Genomic DNA, 21,741 nt, shown 5'->3' with positions numbered 1-21,741 from the left:
ATCATAAACAAGCATTGAAAACACAACACAAACGTAATTGTCGACAATCTGGCACGGCACATGCTCACACTCCACCAAGCGCCTGATTGGCGATTAGCCGCACAAATTAAGTGCAAAAAATGGAGATCGAAAATGAATTCCGCCTCAAAACCGGGCACACAGCCCTCCGCAGAGATCGGCCGCCAGGCCGGCGAGCTGGTCGAAGAATTCCTGCGCATCATCATGATTCCGGACCCGGAGGGTGCACGCGCCTTCACCGCGCCGGATATGCGTATCCGCTTCACCGGCGGCCGTGACATGAAGGAGCCGGCAGACTGCAGCGCCTTCAATGCAGGCCGCTACGCCTGGGTCAAGAAGCGCTTCGAGCGCACCGATGTGGTCGCCGGAGCCACCGCCGAGGAAGCCATCGTCTACAACATCGGCACGCTCTACGGTGCCTGGCCGGACGGCACACCCTTCGAAGGCAACCGCTATGTCGATCGCTATGTGGTGAGCCAGGGCAAGATCGTCGAGATGCAGGTGTGGAACGACAGCGCGGAATGGCTGCTGGTGCGCGCCGGCCTCGCCCCGGCCTGGCCCTCGCCGATGGGAGGCACGGCATGAGCGAGCTGTCACCGCTGCCCGACAGCGGCCGCTTCGACTACAGCCCGATCACCCAGCGGCCGGACTACCGCTGGCCCAATGGCGCCAAGCTGGCGGTCTACATCGGCTTCAATCTGGAGCACTTCGCCTTTGGTGAAGGCCTGGGGGCCTGCATTGGCCCGGTCTCGCCGCAACCCGATGTGCTCAATTACAGCTGGCGCGAGTACGGCAACCGGGTGGGAGCCTGGCGCTGCCTGGAACTCTTTGATGAGCTGGCGCTGCCTACGGGCGCGCTGATCAATACCGCGCTCTACGATCACTGCCCGGAATTGGTGGCGGCCTTCGCCGCGCGCGGCGACGAACTGATCGGCCACGGCCACAGCAACACCATGCGCCAGGGCGAACTCGACGAAACCGGCGAGGCCGCCCTGCTCGCCGCCTGCCACGCGCGCATGGCGGAGCGCAGCGGCGCCGCACCCACCGGCTGGCTCTCGCCATGGATTTCGGAGAGCCGCGCCACGCCCGATCTGCTCACCGAGACCGGCTACAACTACACGCTCAACTGGTGTCACGACGATCAGCCGGTGGCGATGACGACACGCAGCGGGAAAAGGCTGTGGGCCATTCCCTATCCGCAGGAGGTAAATGACATTCCGATGATCGTGGCACGCCAGATGGACGGCAAGGACTTCGCCCAGCTGATCGTCGACAACTTCGAGGAAATGCTGCTGCAAGCCCACCACCAGCCGCTGGTGATGGGCATCGCGCTGCATCCCTACATCATCGGCCAGCCCTACCGCCTGCGCCATCTGCGGCGTGCCCTGCAGCGCATCGCCGCGGCCCGCGATGCGGGCGAAATCTGGCTCACCACTCCCGGCGCCATCTGCCGCCATGTGGATGAGTTGTTCCCGGCCTGAGTCCAATGCGCGCAGCCACCGCCACAAACCCGTCGCTCCTGCGCAGGCAGGAGCCCAGGGGCTTTGCGCTTCTTTCTAACTTGCGAACCGCGTCGCAAGACGCTGGATTCCTGCCTGCGCAGGAATGACGGCCTTCACCTCAACTTCCTTGCTGACACTCATGACAACACCCGCCCCCCTCCCCTTCGAAGACAGCATCGGCGCCTGGGTACCGCACGGCAAATTCAGCCTGCCGCCCACCGCCAGCGGTCCGCTGACCGGCCTCTCATTTGCTGTGAAAGACGTCTTCGACGTAGCCGGCCATCCCACCGGCGCCGGCAACCCACACTGGCTAGCGACCCACCCGATACCCGAACGACATAGCCCGGTCGTCGCCCAACTGCTGGCCGCCGGCGCCACGCTGCACGGCAAGACGCTGACCGACGAGCTGGCCTACAGCATCCACGGCGACAACCTGCACTACGGCATGCCACTCAACAGCGCGGCACCCGAGCGCATCCCCGGTGGCTCCTCAAGCGGTTCGGTGGCGGCGGTGGCCGCGCATCTGGTGGACTTCGCGCTGGGCACCGATACCGGCGGTTCCACCCGCGTGCCAGCCAGCTACTGCGGCGTGTGGGGTCTGCGCACGACACATGGCCTGCTCTCGCGCGACGGCTTGGTGCCGCTGCACCCGGGTTTCGACACTGCCACCTGGTTCGCGCACGATGCGGGCACTTTCGAACGCGTCGGCCAGGTACTGCTGCCCCCCAGCACTTTCTCTGCAGCTCGCCTGCTGGTGCTGCGCGACGCCTGCGGCCTGGCCGAAGAGACCTTCCAGCCCGCCCTGCAGGCCGTCCGCAGCGCCCTGGCCGACCTCTGCCCCCACACCGAAGAGCTCGACCTTGCCGCCCCGCAGAGCCTCGAGCACTGGCGCCAGACCTATGTCACGGCAGGCGCTTTCGAGGGCTGGCTGACCCATGGCGACTGGATCAGCCAGCATGTGCCGGGTTTCGCCCCGGCCATCGCCGCACGTTGGCAGCAGGCCGCCAGCGTCAGCCAGGATCAGGCCGAGGAAGCCTTCGCCCAGCGTGCCGCGATCCGCGCCAGGGTGCGCGCCAGCCTCGGCACAGACGGCATCGCCCTCCTGCCCTCAGCTGCCAGCGTAGCGCCGCTGCGCACGGCAGGCGGCGCCGAGATCGACGAAATCCGCCTGCGCACCCTGCGCATCGGCTGCATCGCCGGCCTCGCCGGGCTGCCCCAGGTAAGCATTCCGCTACGCAGTGCGGCCGGCCTGCCGATCGGCATTTCCCTGCTCGGGCCGGCCGGCAGCGACTTGGCCCTGATCCGCCTGGCACGCCAGATCCACCAACAACTGGCCGCCTGAGCAAGACGCCACACGCTCTGCGACACAGAGCTGTGGCATGCTTGTTCAATCAGACACAGCCGGATTGTCGACAATCCAATCACTCAATATGGCCACCCGAAGCTCCCGCAGCAAAACCGCCCTGCCCGTGACCGAACTGCCTGGCCTCAAGCCGGGAGACGATATCGAGACCCGCATCTACAACACGGTTTTCGAGAGTGTCATGACCCAGCGCCTCAAGCCCGGCACCAAGCTGCCCGAGGCCTCGCTGTGCGAACTCTTCGACGTCAGCCGCGCCACCGTGCGCAAGGTGCTGCAGAAGCTTGCACATGACCACATCGTGGAGCTGCGTGTGAATCGCGGCGCGGTCGTAGCCGCACCGAGCCCGGAGGAAACCCGCCAGATCTTCGAAGCGAGGCGCCATCTCGAAGCCTGCATCGTGCGGCTGGCCGCCAGCACGGCCAGCCGGGCCGACATCGCCAGCCTGCGCGCCCAACTCAAGCAGGAACACGATGCCATGCACCGCTTCGCCCAGCCGGAATGGGCCCGGCTGGCGAGTGCCTTTCACCTGCGTCTGGCCGAAGTGGCCGGCAACACCATCCTGCAGCAATACCTGATGGAGCTCGTCTCGCGCTGCTCACTGATCGTGGCGCTCTACGAACCACCGGGCAACGCCGCCTGCGAGCACGATGAGCATGCCCGCGTGGTGGATTACATCGAAAAGGGCGATGCGGAACGTGCAGTCAAACTGATGGATGAGCACCTGCGCACGCTCGAAGCCAATGTCTGCGTGCAGCCCGAGGCCGAAGACAACAGCCTCGCTCGCATGCTTGGGATGTAATGGGAAAACCCTAAAAAGGGTGGTAGCGCTTAAGTTTCACGCTGTTTGCGACGCTAAGAGGCATAGAAGCATGCGTCCGGCCTATGCCCCCTAAACCGTCGCCTCAGAAAATCATATGAAACTATCCTCCCGACTGATGCTGATCATCGGCAGCGCCCTCATCGGCCTGCTCCTGATTGCAGCCATCGCCTTGCAGGCCATCCGCAGCACCATGACGGCAGAGCGCGAGAACCAGACACGCACCCTGCTCCATCTCTCGGTCGGGATCCTCAAGCACTTCCATGAGATGGAAACCAGCGGCAAGCTCTCGCGCGAAGAGGCCCAGGCCCGTGCCGGCCAGGCCCTGCAGGGTCTCAAGCACGAGAACGATTATGTGTTTGCGCGCAATGACGACAATGTCCTCGTGGCACACGCCAACACAGCCCGCATCGGCAAGGTGGATGTCGGCTCCAAGGTGCCGGATGGCCGCACCACGGTAGAGGTCTATCGTGAAGCCCTCGCCAAGGCAGACCCCGCTTTCGTCACCATTTACACCACCCGCCCGGGCAGCGACAGCAAGGAGACCCTGCCCAAGCTGAATGGCGTCACGCGCTTCGCCCCGTGGAGCTGGACGGTGGGCACCGGCTTCTTCACCGATGACATTGATGCGGCCTTCCGCCGCTATGCCTTGCTGCTGCTGTTGGCAGGCCTGGTCATCATTGCTGTGAGCGCCAGCCTGGCCGTCGTGATGGCGCGCAGCATCTACCGCCAGCTCGGTGGCGAGCCGGCGATGGCGACGGAAGCGGCCAATCAGATCGCGACCGGCCACCTTGGGCAGCACCTGCCCGACAGCCATGAGGGCAGCCTGCTCAATGCGCTCAAGCGCATGCAGACCAATCTGCAAAGCATGATTGCCAGCATCAAGCACAGCGCTCAGTCGCTCAACTCGGCGGCCAATGACATCGCTTCACGCATGGATGTGATCCGTGAGTCCTCCGGTCACTCTTCTGAAGCGACCTCCGCCACAGCAGCCGCCATCGAGGAAATGACCGTCAGCGTGGGGCAGATCGCAGACAGCGCTCACGAAACCGAACGCAGCTCCGGCCGCTCGGCCGAGCTGGCTGCAAGCGGCAGCCAGCGTGTAGCGGCCGCCGCCGAAGCGATCCACGCAGTGTCAGGTACCGTGGCCGACGCCTCGGACAAGATCGTTGGCCTGGCGGATCGCACTCGGCAGATCGACGGCATCGCCAACACCATCAAGGAAATCGCCGAGCAGACCAATCTGCTGGCCCTCAATGCCGCCATCGAAGCGGCCCGCGCCGGCGAGCAAGGACGAGGCTTTGCGGTAGTGGCCGATGAGGTGCGCAAGCTGGCCGAGCGCACCACCAAGGCTACAGCCGAAATCACCCAGACTATCGCGGCGGTGCAGGCTGACACCGACTCTGTGGTGCACAGCATGAACACCGTGCGCCCTCTGGTCGAGAAGGGCGTGACGCTTGCAACTGAAGCGGCCGAGGCGCTCAACGGCATCAACCGCGAAACCGGCGAGACCTTGGCCAAGATCCACGATGTGGCTCACGCTACTTCCGAGCAGACGGCGGCCAGCAACAGCATTGCCACCAATGTGGAGCGCATAGCCCGCATGGTGGAGGACTCTGACACCGCCGTCCGCAGCGCCAGCGACACAGCCCGCCAGCTCGCCGCGCTCGCCACCGAGCTAAACACAGCGGCAGCGCGCTTCAGCACCTGAACCCCGGCGGAGGCCATGCAAGGCATGCCTGAAGAAAGGATCTGGTCACACATGCCCAGCTGAGGCCGGCCTTCTCTGTTTCTCCGCCCCCCCACCCTGGAGCCCAGGGTGGGAGAGATCCGGCCTTCAGCTCACGAGCGCCTTGACCTGCTCGGTCCAGGCCGTGGTCGGCCGGCCGATCAGCCGGCTCAGCTGCTTGCCGCCATCGAACAGGCCATTACGCGAGGCACCGGTATCCGATTCGGCGAGCAGCTGGGCCAGGCCCTCGGGCAAACCAAAGCCGGTCAGCGCCGCCTTGAAGTCCGCTTCGGACTGATTCAGATACACCACCGGCTTGCCCGACTGCCGCGCCAGCTCGGCCGCCAGCTGACCCAGGGTATAGGCCTCATCCCCCGCCAGTTCATAGATACGTCCGGCCTGATGCTCACGCGTTAGAACTTCCGCTGCCGCCTCTGCATAGTCGGCACGCGCCGCGGAAGAAATGCGGCCCTCACCGGCGCTGCCCAGCAGTACCCCATGCTCGATCGCCGCCGGCGCGCTGGCGAGATAGTTCTCGGTGTACCAGCCATTGCGCAAGAACGCATAAGGCAGGCCGGAATGGCGAATCAGGGCTTCGGTTTCCTTGTGCTCGGCGGCCAGCGTCAGCGGCGACACATCCGCGTGCAGGATGCTGGTATAGACCAGCAACTGGATGCCAGTCTGTTTGGCGGCTTCGATCACGGCACGGTGCTGCGGCACACGCTGACCGATCTCGTTGCCGGAAATCAGCAGCAGTCGCTCCACGCCGCTCAGCGCCGGCAGCAAGCTTTCCGGGCGAGTGTAATCAGCCTGGCGTACCACCACGCCGCGCGCAGCGAAATCCGCCACCTTGGCCGGATCACGCACCAGCGCGATGATCTGGCTGGCCGGCAGCTTGCCCAGCAGGGATTCGATGACGAGGCGGCCAAGCTGGCCGGAGGCTCCGGTAATGGCAATCATGATCTTTACTTCCTTTTGTTGAAGGGAAGCGGCAGAATAGCCAACACACTAACTATTTGTAAGTACGCACAGAAAGGTAAGTGCAAGATGCGCCAACAGGATCCATCGCCAGCCAGCGCGGGCGGCCGGCTCGCCGAGGCCATGCAGCGCGGCGACGTGTTCGCCGATCTGTGTCCTTCGCGCGAAGTGCTCAATCATGTAACCAGCCGCTGGGGCGTGCTGTTGCTGGTCGCCCTGCTGGGCGGCACCCACCGCTTCAGCGAACTGCGCCGCAAAGTACGCGGCATCAGCGAAAAAATGCTGGCGCAAACCCTGCAATCGCTCGAAGGAGATGGTTTCGTCGACCGGATCGCCTACCCGGTGGTGCCACCGCATGTGGAATACCGCCTCACCCCGCTGGGGCAGGAAGTCGGCCAACGGGTCGAGGCGCTGGCCGACTGGATCGAACTGAACCTGGGCGAAATCCTTAGTGCCCGCCAGGCCAGGCAAGCCACGCAGGCGTCCGTGGAATAGCGCTTGCGGACTACTCCAGCCGCAAGACCACGTAGCGCAGGAAACGGTCGTCGGTCTTCTCGAGATCCAGGCCGGTGATCTCGCCAATCTGACGCAAACGCTAGTCGGGCGGTATGCGCTTGGCGTGGCGTGGCTGCGCTCAGCCGCGTCCCGTTGCACCAGAGGCAAGCAGACTTTTTCATGCGGGCGGCGGTGCGTCCAGATGACGCTGGGTCCACGCGCGAGCGTCTGCCATGTGTTCGAAAATCTCGAAAGGCATGATGCCGGCGTAAATGCCACGCCAGACGCGATCGGTCACGCCATAGCCTTCAACATCCGAGGCGATTACGTAGGCCGTGCAGATCCGCCGCCAGCTGCTGGCATGCTCCACCACACCGCGCCGGATGCCCTCCACCGCCTCAGGCGGACACAGGGCTGCACCGCGGATCTCGAGGATCAGCGCCCACGGGCCTTGCGCGGCCACGGCCGGCACCTGCTCGGCCATCAGTTCGCGATAGTAATGAATCAGTTCGGCATTCCAGGGACCACCGATTTCGGCGATCAAGAATTGCCCTTCCCTGTGAATATGCGCCGAACCATGGGCTGGAAATTTCATGCAATCCTCGCAAGTATTTCCTGCAGCATAGCGCGGTCGAGCCTAGCTCGTCCCGCTCAGATCAAGGTCTGGCGCGCACCGTCCGCGGCCATGCGCTGATCGCGCCAGTCCTCCAGCTCCTGAGCCGGCAAGGCCTGGGCGAAACAGAAGCCCTGGCCATACTCGCAGCCGAGGCTGCGCAGTTTCTGGCGCACTTCTTCGGTTTCGATTCCCTTGGCGATCACCGTTTTGCCCAGGCGCCGCCCAAGGCTGACCAGGGTGGCGACAATGGCGGCATCCGCTTCGCTGTGGCAGACCTTACTCACGAACGCCGCATCGATCTTGAATTCCTGCACCGGCAGATCCCGCAGCGCCAGCAGGGAGCCGGTACCGCGCCCGAAATCATCGATCGCCAGACACACCCCGGCCGAGGCCAGGCTGAAGAGCACGCGCAGCGCGCTGGCCGATAGCGCCGCCAAGCCTTCGTCCCGCAGCTCCAGCGTCAGGCATTCCGGCGACAGGCCCTGCGCCTGCAGGCGGGCCAGAATCAGCTGATCGAGGCCCTCGCGCGCCAGCAGAACCGGCGCGAAGTTCAAGGACAGACTGAGTGCCACGCCCCGCTCACGCCAGTTGCGGATCTGCCGCAAGGCCTGATCGAGCAGGCGCAGGCTGAGGCCTTCAAGAGCCGACTCATGGGTGGCCAGATGCATGAATTCCGCCGGCGGCAACAGGCCCAGCTCAGGATGGCGCCAACGCGCCAGCGCCTCGGCCCCCACCGGCAAACCGCTCACAAGATTCACCACCGGCTGGAAGCGCAGTACGAACTCGTTCTGCTCGATGGCCATGCCGAAGCGCTGCCCCAGCGTTTCGCGCACCTCGGGTAACACGCCCTCGGCCAGCACCGCCATGACGATGCCTTTGTGGCCACGACTGGCCTGATACAAGGCGCCATTCACCGCCCTCAGAAGTTGATCGCCGCTCTTGCCATGGTCGGGGTAGAGCGCCATGCCGGCACGCACCTCGCGCCCGGCGGCCTCGCCCAGCGCCTCGCCCAGAGCCTCGAAAATCTTGCCGCCGACACGCGTCGCGCCTTCTTCATTGGCCACATTGAGCAGCACTGCGAACTGGCGCCCTTCCAGCCAGGCCACGGTGTCTGTCAGGCGTACCGTGATGCGCAGCGCGGCGGCCGCGGCAGCCAGGCCGGAGAGCGGGTCTTCGGTGGGCCCAAGGTCCAGCAGCATGACGGCAAAACTGGAGCGCTGGCGCTCAGCCATGCGGATCGACATGTCGAGGCGGCGCAGAAAGGCCTCGCGATCCGGCAGGCTGGGCACCCCGGCGGGGTTGGGTGCAAAAGCCCGTGGCGCTTCGTCGAGCAGGGATTTGCGCAGATCGGTGTCGCTGGCAGCATTGAGCATCATTTCAGACTCGCGTGAGGGGTGATGCGGGTGCTGCAGGATCCCGCCAATTCGACTGGCCACCCTAATCCAAAGTGATAGATCTCTTCAAGCAGGATTTACCTGCATGAACCGCCCCGCGCGCCAGACGGCAAGCACCTCCCAACGGGGTACAACATCCTCGCTGGCGGCGCGGTTTTTTTCAGCGCCAGCGACACGGCAGGCCGACGCAGCCATCACCCCGCCAAGCTCCCGCTCTGCACCACCGGCCCGGCTTCACAACGCCGCAACACCCTCTGGGCACACTCCGGCATGCTGCGGCGCACCAGCCTGAACACGGCCCGGATTGCATGCACCAATCTGGGACATGGCTATATGTCTGCTTACGCAAACAGGCGCTTTGCACGCATGGCACGCTTCTCGCAATGGCAATGGTGCCGACATAACAGCTCCAGCAGGAGACACGCGTGGCCCCGATTCAGGCTCAAACCCAAGCAAGCCCGGCGCAAGCCCGGTTTTACGATGAAATGAACAGCGCCAGTGGAGAGCTGCGCGCGCACTACCAGGGCTATGTGGACTGGTTTGACGGGATGAGTGCGGAACGCATGACGCGCAAGCGCCAGGAAGCCGATGCACTGTTCCGCCGCTCCGGCATCACCTTTGCGGTGTATGGCGATGAGGCCGGCGCCGAGCGCCTGATCCCCTTCGACGTGATCCCGCGCATCATCCCTTCGCACGAATGGCTGGCCCTCGCCGACGGCCTGCGTCAGCGCGTCAAGGCGCTCAACGCCTTCATTCACGACATCTACCACGGCCAGGAAATCCTCAAGGCCGGACGCATCCCGGCCGAGCAGGTCATCTCCAATGCCCAGTACCGCCCCGAGATGCAGGGCGTGGACGTGCCCAACAACATCTACGCAGCGATTGCCGGGGTGGATATCGTGCGGGCCGGCGCCGGTGAGTTCTACGTGCTGGAAGACAACCTGCGCGTGCCCTCCGGCGTCTCCTATATGGTCGAGAACCGCAAGATGATGATGCGGCTCTTCCCCGAGCTCTTCGCCAGGAATCGCGTCGCGCCGGTCGAACACTATCCGGATCTCTTGCTCGACACCCTGCGTGCCGTGGCGCCCAAGGGCGTGCTCGACCCGGTAGTGGTGGTACTCACCCCGGGCAGCTTCAACAGCGCCTATTTCGAACATGCCTTCCTCGCCCAGCAGATGGGGGTGGAGCTGGTCGAGGGGCAGGATCTCTTCGTGCGTGACGAGCAGGTCTTCATGCGCACCACGCAGGGGCCGCAACGCGTGGATGTGATCTACCGCCGCATCGATGACGATTTCCTCGATCCGCTCGCCTTCCGGCCGGACTCGATGCTCGGCGTACCCGGCATCCTCTCCGCCTACCGCGCCGGCAACGTAACGATCTCGAATGCCGTCGGCACCGGTGTGGCCGATGACAAATCGATCTACCCGTATGTTGGCGAGATGGTGCGCTTCTACCTCGGTGAAGAGCCCATTCTCAACAATGTGCCCACCTACATGCTCAGGAAGCCCGAGGATCTCGCCTACACCCTCGAACACCTGCCCGAACTGGTGGTGAAGGAAGTCCATGGCGCTGGCGGCTACGGCATGCTGGTCGGCCCGGCCTCCACCAAGGCCGAGATCGAGGACTTCCGCCTGCGCATCCTCGCCTCGCCCGAGAAATACATCGCCCAACCCACCCTGTCGCTGTCCACCTGCCCAACCTTCGTGGATGCCGGCATAGCGCCGCGCCACATCGATCTGCGCCCCTTCGTACTCTCTGGCAACGAAGTGCGTTTCGTGCCCGGCGGCCTCACCCGCGTGGCATTGAAGGAAGGCTCGCTGGTCGTGAACTCCTCGCAGGGCGGGGGCACGAAAGACACCTGGGTGATGGAAAACTGAGGGAGAACAATGAGCATGCTCAGCCGCACCGCCGATCACCTGTACTGGATGGCCCGCTACATCGAGCGCGCCGAAAACCTCGCCCGCATGCTGGATGTGAACAACCGCATGCAGCTCCTGCCGCAGAGCGAACGCGAAGTCGAGCGCCTGTGGCGCGAAACCCTTGATTCCGTGGGTGTGCTGGAGAGCTACTTCAACGCCCATGGCGAGAAGCTGGTGCCGGCCGAAGTCGTGCACTTCATGGCCCTCGATCGAAACAATCCCGGCAGCATCTACTCCTGCCTGCGCAGCGCCCGCGAAAATGCCCATGCCGTACGCGGCACCCTGACTTCCGAGCTATGGGAAACCATCAACGCCACCTGGCTCAGCCTGCAGAGCTATGACATCGGACAGATGGGCGCCGACGAGCTGGACGCCTTTTTCGAGTGGGTAAAGCTGCGCTCTCACCAGTTCCGCGGCGTGTCCTTTGCCACCATGATGCGGGATGAGGCCAACTGTTTCCTGCGCCTGGGCACCTTCATCGAGCGTGCCGACAACACCGCCCGCATCCTCGACGTGAAGTACAACTTCATTGCCGAAGCCCCGCGCCGCGACGATGCCGGCGAGTACTACCAGTGGAGCGCGCTGCTGCACTCGGTGTCGGCCTTCGAGATCTACCGCAAGGTCTATCGTGACCAGATCACGCCCTCGCGTGTGGCCGAGTTGCTCGTCTTGAGAAACGACATGCCGCGCTCGCTGGCCTATTGCACTGACGAAATGCTGGCCTTCCTCGATCAGGTGGCCAACACCCGCTCGCAGGAAACCCAGCGACGCGCCGGAGAGCTCGCCGCCAGCCTGCGTTACGGGCGCATCGAAGACGTTCTCGAAAGTGGCCTGCACCAATACCTGACGAAGTTCATTACCCGCATCAATGACGTCGGCAACCGCATCGCGACCGATTTCCTGATGCCCGTGACAGCGTGACGCACCAGGAGCGGCCGGAGACCGCTCCTGCAAAAAAACAGGAGGTTTTGACGATGCAATACACCATCCGCCACGAAACCCGCTGCCACTTTGACAGCCCTGCCAGTTACAGCATCCGCCAGCTGCGCATCACCCCGCGCGAGGAAGCCGGTGTGCGCGTCGCGCAATGGCAGGTCAACACCCCGGTGCGCAGTAGCCGCAGCGTCGATGCCTGGGGCAACACGACCCATCTGCTGACCCTTACCGAACCGCATGAAAACGTGCGCATCGTCGTCACCGGCGTGGTCGATGTGCCGGACAGCAGTCCGGCCCTGATCGGCCTCGAGCAAAGCCCGCTGGCTCCGCAGATCTATCTTGCCAGCACCCAGCTCACGACTCCCGGAGCGGCCCTGGCCGCACTGGCTCACAAACACCTCAGCCAGCCACCGCAGGATATCGACGACGTGCTGACCCTGCTGCAGGCCCTGCGCGAACAGCTCCTGCCGGCCCCCTCCGGCGGCGAAGCGGTGCGGGGTGCCGAGAGCAGTTTCACGCGCGGCGCCGCCACCCTGCCGGACCAGGTACACATCCTCCTCGCCGCCTGCCGCTCGATCGGCTTGCCGGCGCGCTTCGTGAGCGGCTACCAGCTCGGCGAGCGCGTTGGCGAGTACGCCTGGGCCGATGTATGGCTGGAGCAGGAAGGCGGCTGGGTCAGTTTCGATGCACGCCGCGCCCAGCTCGCCAGCGGTCGCCAGATCCGTCTGGCGGTGGGCCGCGATTATCTCGACGCCTGCCCGATGCGTGCGGCTCACCACGGTGGCGGCCATGAGGAAGTGCGCGTCTCGGTGCACGCAGCCTGAGTCACCGCGCGCACCCGTGCGGCCCTACAGGCTCACGGGCGTGATGGAACTTCTGCGGCAGAGGGAGTCATACAATCTGCATTCCCTCGCACAGGAGTCCTCGTATGCTGAATTCATGCTCGCGCCGATTGACTGGCGCCCTGCTGCTGATAGGCAGCCTCTTTTCTGTCAGTACCCATGCGGCGGAAGCCAGCCTCAGCGGCAGCGCCACCTACCGCGAGCGCATCGCCCTGCCGCCCAATGCAATCTTTGAAGCCACGCTGGAAGATATCTCCCGCGTCGGCGCCCCCGCTGAACTGCTGGGCAGCAGCAAGCTGGATCCGGCCGGCCAGCCCCCCTTCCGTTTTGCCATCCGTTACGACCCGAGCCGCCTCAATCCCGCTCACAGCTATACGGTACGCGCGCGCATCACGCTTGATGGCCAACTGCTGTTCACCACCGACACGATTGCACCGGTCCTCACCCGCGGCCATGCCGACACGGTGGAGCTGCTGCTCAAGCGCGTGGCCCGCAGCCAGCCCGCAGCCGTGCCCTCGGACGCCAGTCTGGTCAATACTTACTGGAAACTGCTCAGCCTCAACGGCGAGGCCGTCGTGAGCCGTGAAGGAACCCGTGAAGTCTATTTCGTGCTGAACGACAAGACCGAGCCAGGCGTCAGTGGCTTTGCCGGCTGCAATCGCTTCATGGGTGCCTACAGCCTTGAAGATAGGCAGCTGAAATTCAGCAAGGTGGCTGCCACCATGATGGCCTGCGTAGCCGACGGTGGCCCCGAACAGGCCTTCCTTGCCGCCCTCGGCAAGGTCAGCAGCTGGCGCGTGAGCGGCCAGAAGCTGAGTCTGCTGGACGCGGATGGCAAGCTGCTGGCGGAGTTCGAAGCCCGCTACATGCAGTAGGGCCGAAGCACTCAGGTCGGTGGCGTCACCGTCAGCAACTGCAGCGCCAGCAGGGCTGCAAGCGGCTCTGGCACAGCAGCCAGCGCAGCCGGGCTGTCATCCTCCCGCGGCTCTTCGTGCGACCAGGAAAATTCGCTCATGTCACGTTCGATCAGCATGATGTTCTCCTTGCAAGGCCGGAGTGGCCACATGAATCTCAAGCATCAAGCGGTCCACCCTGCCGACATTCGCCCGCCCTGCCACATCCATTTGCAGAATCAGCCGGCCCGCCCGCCGTGCCGAGGCTGTCGCCACAACGCATCCAGCACGGCGCAGCCCCGCCCCCAACCGGGGACGGATTGTCACGCCCCGCAGCACAAACGCCACACAACCACCTGAGGCCACCCCAGCCCCGCCCCCCTGCCATCATGCTGACGACTGCCCATCCCGCTGCAAACCCACGCCCCTTCCGGCGCATCGTGCTCACCGGCGCTGCCGGGCGCCTAGGGCGCCTGCTGCGAGCACCACTACGCGCGCTATGCGACGAACTGGTTCTCAGCGACATCGTTCCCCTGACTGAAGCCCCCACGGGCAACGAAACCCTCCAACCATGCGATCTCGCGGATCGCGCTGCACTAGGTCGCTTGCTGCACGGCGCCCAGACGGTGGTGCATATGGGCGGTATTCCGCTCGAACGCGATTTCGACAGCTTGTTGCCCGCCAACATCGTGGGCCAGTACAACCTCTACGATGCAGCCCTGGCAGCGGGCCTGAGTCGGGTCATACTCGCCAGCACCAATCATGTCACTGGTTTCTATCCCTGCGGCGAAACCGTGACCCCTTCCATGCCGATGCGCCCGGACAGCCTGTATGCCGTGAGCAAGGGCTACGGCGAGCTGCTGGCCTCCTACTACCATGATCGCCATGGGCTCGAATCAGTGTGCCTGCGGATCGGCGCCTGCCGGGAGCGCCCATCCGATACGCGCGGCATGGCGGTTTGGCTGAGCCCGGGAGATTTTGTCGAACTGGTGCGCTGTGCGCTGCTGGCCGATGCACCAGGCTGTGCCGTGGTATATGGCGTGTCCGACAACCCGGGGTGCTGGTGGCGCGGCGACGATGCCGAGCGCATCGGCTACCAGCCGCGCGACAGTTCGGCGCGCTTCGCTGCTGAACTCGCCGCCCCCCCGCCTCCCGCGCCCGGGTCAGGGCCGGCATTGCAAGGCGGCGTGCGCGTAATGCTCAACGACTACCGCAACCCAGCCAGCTTCGACCTCGACCCGCGCCTGCGCAAGCCGGCGTAGGTCTGCGTAGGTCGGAAAAGCGCAACGCACGCCGCCCGGCCGGAAGGCGCCTGCGGCTTTTCTGACCTACTCCGCCGCCTTCTTCTCCAGCGAGCGCCCGCGCACCTCGCCCAGCAAGGCATCGAAATCGCGCGTCTCGGCCGGCATCATGGTGACCTGCACCTCGACCTCATGAGAGGCGCCACCGAGAATGACCCCGCGCATCGGGCTCACATCGTTGAAGTCGCGCCCCCAGCCGAGAATCACATGCTCCAGATGCGGCTGCAGGTTGTTGGTCGGGTCAAAGCCCACCCAGTCATTGTCGGGGCACCACACCGCAATCCAGGCATGCGAGGCATCAGCTCCGATCAGGCGCGGCTTGCCCGGCGCCGGGTGGGTCAGGATGTAACCGCTCATGTAGCGTGCTGACAGGCCCAGCGAGCGCAATGCACAGAGCATCAGCTGGGCAAAGTCCTGGCACACGCCGCGGCGCTTGTGAAAGGTGGCCGCCACCGGTGTGGCCACCGTGCTGGCCTTGGGATCGAACTCGAATTCCTTGTAGATGCGCCCCATCAGGTGGCGGCAGGCCTCCAGCAAGGGGCGCCCGGGTGTAAAGCTGGCCAGCGCCCATTCGCGCACCTCTTCCAGCAGCGGCACCTGCACCGAGGCCAGCGCGCATTCCTGCGCATCCAGCGGCGCAATGGATGGGAAGGCCGAGAGCATCGCCGCAACATCCTCCCAAGGCCGCCCCGGGACTTCACGCCAGCACTGCGGGCGTGGGGAAACTTCCACCGTGCTGGCCGCAATCAGGCGCAGCATGCTATGCGGCTGGCGCAGGGCGAGCCAGCTGCCGGGGTTGCCGAACCAGTCAATCAGCGGCTCACACCGATTGGCGCTGGGCGTCACCTCAAGCAGATTCTGTTCGACCCGCTGGAACGCGCATTCGCGCGGCACCATGTGCAGCAAATGCTGTGACAGGCTCACCGGCGCGGCATAGCGATACAGCGTTTCGTGGATGACGTGGTAGCGGATCGGCGCTTCGGCTTCATGTTCGCTCATGCGATCACCCTCGCCTGCTCTTCGGCATGACTGAAATAGTGCTGGCTGATCTGGTCGGAGAGGCTGGCCGAGGCCGCGCGCAGGGTGACCATGGCCTCGCCCAGGGCGCGTGAGCCGGGATGGAAGTCCAACCCCGGATCCAGTGCCAGCAGGCGCCGGTGCAGGGCATCCAGGCCGCTATCCGGCATGTCGCCAAGCGAGGCGTTGAGGCGCTCCACGTAATCGCACAGGCCGGCGGTCTGGAATACGATGCCGCGCGGGTTGGTGTCGTCCGCGATCAGGAGATCCAACACTGCAATCCACTCGGGGCGCGCCATGTAGCGCGAGCGATAGGTCACGATCGAGTCCGACACTTCGAGCAGCCATTCCGGGTTGCCCTTGACGCCCATCTTCATCGCCGCCTCGATGGCTTCGGTCTGGAACTGCAGACGCTCGATGCGCCGGCCCAGCGAGAGAAAGCGCCAGCCATGGTCGCGCGTCATGCCATCGAGCGCGAAGCCGGCCAGGGTCATGAAGCTGGTGATGTATTCATCGATCTGCGCCAGCGCCTCGAAGATGCCGACGCGCTCATGCGGCTTCGTGCCGATCTTCTGGGCCAGCGCATTGAGGGTGCGCCAGTTGTCGGAAGACAGGCGCTCGCGCAGCTGGAAGCCGGTGCGCGACAGATGCAGGATATGCGAGGCCAGCCCGCCGTGGTGTTGGGAATCGAAGGTGGCGCGCAGCAAGGGGCGCACGGCTTCGCTCTCCTTGCAGTCTGCCGGCAGCACACCGATGGATTTGCCCAGCGCGGCGAGCGCCTTCCACTCACCGGGGTTGTCGACGTTGTCCGTCACGCGGGTAAGTGCCACGCGCAGATAGCGCGCGAGATTGTCGCAGCGCTCGGAGTAGCGGCCGAACCAGAATAGATTTTCCACCACCCGGCTGGAAAGGCCGGCGCCGCTGCGCACCAGATCGGCCGCTTCGACCGGCCGGCGCAGCAGCGAGATGGGCGCACCGGCCGTCTCGCCACACACCCACACGTCCTTGCTGCCGCCGCCACGCTGGTTCGAAAGAATGCGCGCATCATGGCCGCTGGCGCTACGGGCCAGGCCACCCGGCATCACCATATAGCCCTCTGGCGTGGCCACCGCAAACACGCGCAGGCCCACCGGGCGAGCCAACAGTTTGCGACCGTGGCTGCGATCGAGCAGCGGCGCACGCGAGATCGAGACCAGTTCCTGAGCGTAATAGTCGCGCGGATTGGCACGCACGCGGGCAGCCAGGCGGGCACGCCCGTCCTCATCCAGATCCTCGCCGAACACCGGCTCGATGCGCCGCCCCTGCGGATGCGGCACGGCGCTCTTGAAGACAAGGTGATCGACTTTCTCCAGCGCATCTTCCATCGCCAAGGTTTCGCCGCACCACCAGGTTGCCACTCCAGGCATGGCCAGCTCCTCGCCCAGCAGGTGCTGGCTAAGACCCGGCAGAAAGCCCGCCAGCGCCCCGGTTTCGATCACGCTGGCGCCGATGCCATTGGCCAACAGCACATTGCCTCTGCGCACCACATCCATCAGGCCCGGCACACCCAAGGCTGAATCGGCGCGCAGCTCAAGTGGGTCACAGAAATCGTCATCCATGCGGCGGATGATGGCGTGAACGCGGCGCAAGCCGGACAGGGTCTTGAGCCACACACATCCATCGCGCACGGTGAGATCCTGCCCCTCGACAAGCGGGAAGCCGAGATAGCGCGCAAGGTAAGCGTGTTCAAAATAGGTTTCGTTGTAAGGCCCGGGCGTCAGTACCACCGTATTGACCAGGCCATTGTCATGCGGCGCATAGCTGGCGATGGAGTCGCGCAGGGCAGCGAAGAAACTGGCCAGGCGCGTCACGCGCAGCTCGCGGAACAATTCGGGGAGCAGGCGCGCGGTGATGATGCGGTTTTCCAGCGCGTAGCCCATGCCCGAGGGTGACTGGCTACGGTCATTGACGACCCACCACTGCCCGTCCGGCGAGCGCGCCAGATCCACCGCCAGAATGTGCAGGAAAACCCCGCCCGGCGGCTGGATGCCATGCGCAGGGCGCTGGAAGCCGGGGTGGCCCAGCACCAGCGCAGGCGGCAGGCGCCCCTCGTGGAAGAGCTGCTGCGGGCCATACAGGTCGGCCAGGATGCTGTTAAAGAGGCGTGCGCGCTGCTGTACGCCACGCTCGATCCCGGCCCACTCGGCCGCCGGGATGATCAGCGGCAAGGGGTCCATGGCCCAAGGGCGACCGCTGCCTTCCTCGTCGTCATAGACGTTGTAGGTCACCCCGTTGTCGCGAATCTGGCGATCGGTATCGTTGAACAGCTCGCGCAACTGCGGCGCGGTTTGCCCCAGCAGGCGCTGATAGAGCGCAGCGTAATGCGCGCGCGGCACGCCGGGCGCGGAGAACATTTCGTCGAAACGGGCGCTATCGTCCGGATACTCGGCGAGGAATTGTCGGGGCATGGGGATTTCTTGTTATTGAGGGCGTCCCGGCATTGTAGAGTGCCACGGCCACCAGCAGGGGCGGCCGGACACGACTGGCACGCGTGCCGGCTGCGCTGACGGATGCCCGTGGCGGGCTGCTCAGTGACGCCTCATTTGCGTAAATCGAGCGTGAAGGGGAAGTCCGGGTTGCGCTCTTCCAGTGCAGGCGCGATCCGCCCCGGAGTATGGCCAAAGCGGAAGAAGCGTGCCAGGCGCCGCGCCTCGGCCTCGTAGGCATTGACCGGGAAGGTGGCGTAATTGCGCCCGCCCGGATGGGCCACGTGGTACTGACAGCCTCCCAGCGAGCGCTGCATCCAGCCATCCACCAGATCGAAGCTGAGCGGCACATGCGGCGCAATCGTCGGGTGCAGGCAGGAGGGGGGCTGCCAGGCACGATAGCGCACCCCGCCCACGAACTCGCCAACCGTCCCGGTGGGCTGCAAGGGCACCCCGCGGCCATTGCAGGTCAGCACATGACGCTCATCTCCCCAGCCGCGCACCTTCACCTGCAGACGCTCGACCGAGGAATCAACAAAGCGCACCGTGCCGCCGGCACCGCCCTCCTCGCCCATCACATGCCAGGGCTCCAGTGCAAGACGCAGCTCGACCTCGACGTTCTTGGCGACGAAATCGCCGATTTTCGGAAAGCGGAACTCCAGATGGGGCGCAAACCAATGCGCCTCCAGCGGGTAGCCGAAATCCTGCAACTCTTCGATCACATCCCGGAAATCGTCCTCAACAAAGTGCGGCAGCATGAATCGATCATGCAGCTCGGTCCCCCAGCGCTTCAGGCGCGACGGCTCATAGGGCTGCTGCCAGAAACGCGACAGCAGCGCGCGCATCAGCAGTTGCTGGGCGAGACTCATCTCGGCATGCGGCGGCATCTCGAAACCACGCATTTCGAGCAGGCCGAGGCGGCCGGCAGAGCCGTCCGGCGAGTACAGCTTGTCGATGCAGAACTCGGCCCGGTGGGTATTGCCCGTCACGTCAATGAGCAGATTGCGCATCAGACGGTCGATCAGCCACGGCGGGCAGTTCCCGAATTGCGCACTCTGGCGACGCATCTCCTGCAGCGCCACCTCGATCTCATAGACCGAATCGTTGCGTGCCTCATCGACACGCGGGGCCTGGCTGGTCGGGCCGATGAACAAGCCCGAGAACAGGTAGGACAGGGAGGGATGGTTGTGCCAGTAGCTCACCATGCTGGCGAGCAGATCCGGCCGCCGCAGGAAGGGCGAATCGGCCGGCGTGGCACCGCCCAGCACAAAGTGGTTGCCGCCGCCGGTGCCGGTGTGGCGCCCATCGAGCATGAACTTTTCGGTAGACAGGCGAGTGTGGTGGGCCGCGTCATAGAGATGGGTGGTCTGCTCGACCAGCTCGCCCCAGGAGGCCACCGGATGCACATTCACCTCGATCACGCCCGGATCCGGCGTCACCCGCAGCACCTGCAGACGGGCATCCCTGGGCGGCTCGTAGCCCTCCAGCACCACCGGTAACTGCATCGCCTCGGCAGTGGCTTCGATGGCGGCCACCACTTCCAGATAATCCTCCAGCAAGGCGGTGGGCGGCATGAAGAGATAGAGCTTGCCCTCGCGTGGCTGGGCGCACATGGCGGTGCGGGTGACCCAGCCGGCAGACTCGAAGGCCTCCGGGTGGCGCTCGCAGGCCGCGTCACCATTGCCGCGCCCGCCGGCACCGGCCAGACCCACCGGAGCAATCTCGCGCCGCACCAGTTCCTGATGGCGCAGGGCGGCATAGGAGGGCAAGGGGGGTTGGCGTTGCAAGGGGTCAGACTGGTGCAGCCAGGGATAATCCGCCGCACGGGTCCACGGCTGGCCATCCAGCGGCAGGCGATAACCCAGCGGTGAATCGCCGGGGATCAGGTAGCAGCGCTCATCGCGCAGGAACCACGGCCCGCTCTGCCAGTGCGTGCCGGCCGGGTTGCGCGCGATCGGCAGCACCCAGCCCACCGTCTTGTCCAGGCCCTGGCTGAATACCTTGCGCAGGCGCTCACGCTCGAGCGGATCCTCCAGGCGCGCATCGAAGGGATCGACGTTGGCTGGCAGCTTGCGCTCACGCCACAGGTAGTACCAAACATCTTCGAAGGCCGGGAAAGCAAACTTCGGCGCCAGCCCCAGCCGCTCGGCCACACCGCGCAGGAAGTCGCCCGCCTGAGCGTCTGTGACGGCGTGGTCTTGCTGCTCATCGGCAAACAGTGCCGGATTGGTCCACAGCGGCTCACCATCCTTGCGCCAGTACAGGTTCAGCGACCAGCGCGGGAGCTGCTCGCCCGGATACCACTTGCCCTGGCCAAAGTGCTGCAACCCCTGCGGCGCGTACTTCGCCTTCAGCTTGGCCAGCAGCTCGGCAGACAGGCCACGCTTGGTCAGGCCCATCGCATCGGTATTCCACTCGGCGCCATCGCGGTCATCCACCGACACGAAGGTCGGCTCGCCGCCCTGGGTGAGGCGCACGTCATGGGCCAGCAGATCATCGTCGATGCGCTCGCCCAGCGCGACGATGGCCGCCCACTCATCCTCGGTATAAGGCTTGGTCACTCGCGGCGCTTCCCAGATGCGATCGACGCGCATGTGGTGCTCGAACTCGACCTTGCACTTTTCCAGTCCGCCCTCGATCGGCGCGGCGGACGAAGGCTCCGGCGAGCAGGCCAGCGGGATGTGGCCCTCTCCGGCGAGCAGGCCCGAGGTCGGGTCGAAACCGATCCAGCCCGCGCCCGGCAGATAGACCTCGCACCAGGCATGCAGGTCGGTGAAGTCCACTTCCGTGCCGGAGGGCCCATCGAGCGACTTCACATCCGGCTTCAGCTGGATCAGGTAGCCGGACACGAAACGCGCGGCAAGGCCCAGGTGGCGCAAGAGCTGCACCAGCAGCCAGGCCGAGTCACGACAGGAGCCGGAGGCCTTCGCCAGCGTCTCTTCCGGTGTCTGCACGCCGGGCTCCATGCGCACCAGATACTTGATGTCACTCTGCAGGCGCTGGTTCAGCGCAACGAGAAAATCGATGGTCGGCGTTTTTTCGCGCGGCACAGAGTCCAGCAGCGTCTTGAAGCGTTTTTCGAGTGGCAGCTTGAGCAGATAAGGTGCCAGCTCGGTCTCGAGGCCTGGGTTGTAGGCAAAGGGATAGGCCATTGCCTCCGGTTCGAGGAAGAAATCGAAGGGGTTCAGCACCGCCATCTCGACGACCAGATCCACCTCGACGCGGAACTCGCGGGTCTTCTCCGGGAACACCAGGCGCGCCAGATAGTTCGATTGCGGATCCTGCTGCCAGTTGATGAAGTGGCCCTCGGGCGTCACCCGCAGCGAATACGACAGCACCCGCGTGCGCGAATGCGGCGCCGGGCGCAAACGCACGATCTGCGGGCCAAGGCTGATCGGCTTGTCGTAGCGGTAATGCGTGACGTGATTCAGCGCAACATGGATCGACATCGGTTTC

The 21,741-nt window shown here is 65.0% G+C and carries 18 protein-coding genes; 11 read left to right on the top strand and 7 right to left on the bottom strand.

Translation table 11 applies throughout. The features are described from left to right. Nucleotides 1-132: 132 nt before the first annotated feature. The 5 genes from HJ583_RS02655 (at nt 133) to HJ583_RS02635 (ending at nt 5,411) form a co-directional block, all read left to right on the top strand. Entirely contained in the window at nt 133-603 is a 471-nt protein-coding gene (locus HJ583_RS02655; RefSeq protein WP_170020236.1) for a nuclear transport factor 2 family protein, read from the top strand. Beyond that, nucleotides 600-1,499, top strand: coding sequence for a polysaccharide deacetylase family protein (locus HJ583_RS02650; RefSeq protein ID WP_170020234.1), 900 nt, complete (start codon nt 600-602; stop codon nt 1,497-1,499). Before HJ583_RS02655 ends, HJ583_RS02650 begins: the two co-directional genes overlap by 4 nt. Nucleotides 1,500-1,659: 160 nt before the next feature. Beyond that, on the top strand, nt 1,660-2,862 hold the full coding sequence (locus HJ583_RS02645) for an amidase (protein ID WP_170020232.1): 1,203 nt from the start codon (nt 1,660-1,662) through the stop codon (nt 2,860-2,862). Nucleotides 2,863-2,950: 88 nt separating this feature from the next. Then, a complete protein-coding gene (locus HJ583_RS02640) occupies nt 2,951-3,682 on the top strand; it encodes a GntR family transcriptional regulator (protein WP_170020230.1) in 732 nt (243 codons plus the stop codon). Nucleotides 3,683-3,797: 115 nt separating this feature from the next. Beyond that, nucleotides 3,798-5,411, top strand: a complete 1,614-nt coding sequence (locus HJ583_RS02635; protein ID WP_170020228.1) for a methyl-accepting chemotaxis protein — start codon at nt 3,798-3,800, stop codon at nt 5,409-5,411. A gap of 126 nt (nt 5,412-5,537) precedes the next feature. Here HJ583_RS02635 and HJ583_RS02630 read toward each other — a convergent pair whose 3' ends face one another. Continuing rightward, nucleotides 5,538-6,389: an SDR family oxidoreductase gene (locus tag HJ583_RS02630; protein ID WP_170020226.1), complete on the bottom strand. Its 852-nt coding sequence runs from the start codon at nt 6,387-6,389 to the stop codon at nt 5,538-5,540. A gap of 87 nt (nt 6,390-6,476) precedes the next feature. Here HJ583_RS02630 and HJ583_RS02625 point away from each other — a divergent pair, with 87 nt between their 5' ends. Beyond that, nucleotides 6,477-6,902, top strand: coding sequence for a winged helix-turn-helix transcriptional regulator (locus HJ583_RS02625; protein WP_170020224.1), 426 nt, complete (start codon nt 6,477-6,479; stop codon nt 6,900-6,902). A 178-nt stretch (nt 6,903-7,080) separates the two neighbouring features. Here HJ583_RS02625 and HJ583_RS02620 read toward each other — a convergent pair whose 3' ends face one another. Then, nucleotides 7,081-7,446, bottom strand: coding sequence for a hypothetical protein (locus HJ583_RS02620; protein WP_170020222.1), 366 nt, complete (start codon nt 7,444-7,446; stop codon nt 7,081-7,083). A gap of 107 nt (nt 7,447-7,553) precedes the next feature. Continuing rightward, on the bottom strand, nt 7,554-8,894 hold the full coding sequence (locus HJ583_RS02615; RefSeq protein WP_170020220.1) for a GGDEF domain-containing phosphodiesterase: 1,341 nt from the start codon (nt 8,892-8,894) through the stop codon (nt 7,554-7,556). Nucleotides 8,895-9,397: 503 nt separating this feature from the next. Here HJ583_RS02615 and HJ583_RS02610 point away from each other — a divergent pair. The 4 genes from HJ583_RS02610 (at nt 9,398) to HJ583_RS02595 (ending at nt 13,484) form a co-directional block, all read left to right on the top strand. Continuing rightward, a complete protein-coding gene (locus HJ583_RS02610; RefSeq protein WP_170021299.1) occupies nt 9,398-10,789 on the top strand; it encodes a circularly permuted type 2 ATP-grasp protein in 1,392 nt (463 codons plus the stop codon). Between the two features lie 15 nt (nt 10,790-10,804). Further along, nucleotides 10,805-11,752 (top strand): alpha-E domain-containing protein, encoded by a 948-nt coding sequence (locus tag HJ583_RS02605; RefSeq protein ID WP_170020218.1) that lies wholly within the window; start codon nt 10,805-10,807, stop codon nt 11,750-11,752. 53 nt (nt 11,753-11,805) lie between these two features. After that, a complete protein-coding gene (locus HJ583_RS02600) occupies nt 11,806-12,591 on the top strand; it encodes a transglutaminase family protein (protein WP_101941728.1) in 786 nt (261 codons plus the stop codon). Between the two features lie 104 nt (nt 12,592-12,695). Next, nucleotides 12,696-13,484, top strand: a complete 789-nt coding sequence (locus HJ583_RS02595) for a YbaY family lipoprotein (RefSeq protein ID WP_170020216.1) — start codon at nt 12,696-12,698, stop codon at nt 13,482-13,484. An 11-nt stretch (nt 13,485-13,495) separates the two neighbouring features. Here the strand turns inward: HJ583_RS02595 and HJ583_RS02590 are convergent, their stop codons facing one another. Further along, nucleotides 13,496-13,642 (bottom strand): hypothetical protein, encoded by a 147-nt coding sequence (locus HJ583_RS02590; protein WP_170020214.1) that lies wholly within the window; start codon nt 13,640-13,642, stop codon nt 13,496-13,498. A gap of 249 nt (nt 13,643-13,891) precedes the next feature. Between HJ583_RS02590 and HJ583_RS02585 the strand changes: the two genes are divergently transcribed. Continuing rightward, nucleotides 13,892-14,764, top strand: a complete 873-nt coding sequence (locus HJ583_RS02585) for an NAD-dependent epimerase/dehydratase family protein (RefSeq protein WP_170020212.1) — start codon at nt 13,892-13,894, stop codon at nt 14,762-14,764. A gap of 66 nt (nt 14,765-14,830) precedes the next feature. Here HJ583_RS02585 and HJ583_RS02580 read toward each other — a convergent pair whose 3' ends face one another. The 3 genes from HJ583_RS02580 to HJ583_RS02570 all read right to left on the bottom strand — a co-directional run bounded on the left by HJ583_RS02580 (nt 14,831) and on the right by HJ583_RS02570 (nt 21,734). Next, nucleotides 14,831-15,802: a transglutaminase family protein gene (locus HJ583_RS02580; RefSeq protein WP_170020210.1), complete on the bottom strand. Its 972-nt coding sequence runs from the start codon at nt 15,800-15,802 to the stop codon at nt 14,831-14,833. After that, entirely contained in the window at nt 15,799-18,267 is a 2,469-nt protein-coding gene (locus tag HJ583_RS02575; RefSeq protein WP_170020207.1) for a circularly permuted type 2 ATP-grasp protein, read from the bottom strand. Before HJ583_RS02575 ends, HJ583_RS02580 begins: the two co-directional genes overlap by 4 nt. Before the next feature lie 131 nt (nt 18,268-18,398). After that, the gene (locus HJ583_RS02570; protein WP_170020205.1) at nt 18,399-21,734 is read right to left on the bottom strand and encodes a transglutaminase family protein; all 3,336 of its coding nucleotides are present in this window, start codon (nt 21,732-21,734) and stop codon (nt 18,399-18,401) included. Nucleotides 21,735-21,741 lie beyond the last annotated feature (7 nt).

Source organism: Uliginosibacterium aquaticum (assembly GCF_012972705.2).
Taxonomy (GTDB): Bacteria; Pseudomonadota; Gammaproteobacteria; order Burkholderiales; family Rhodocyclaceae; genus Uliginosibacterium; species Uliginosibacterium aquaticum.
This window is presented reverse-complemented; position numbering and strand designations above follow the sequence as displayed.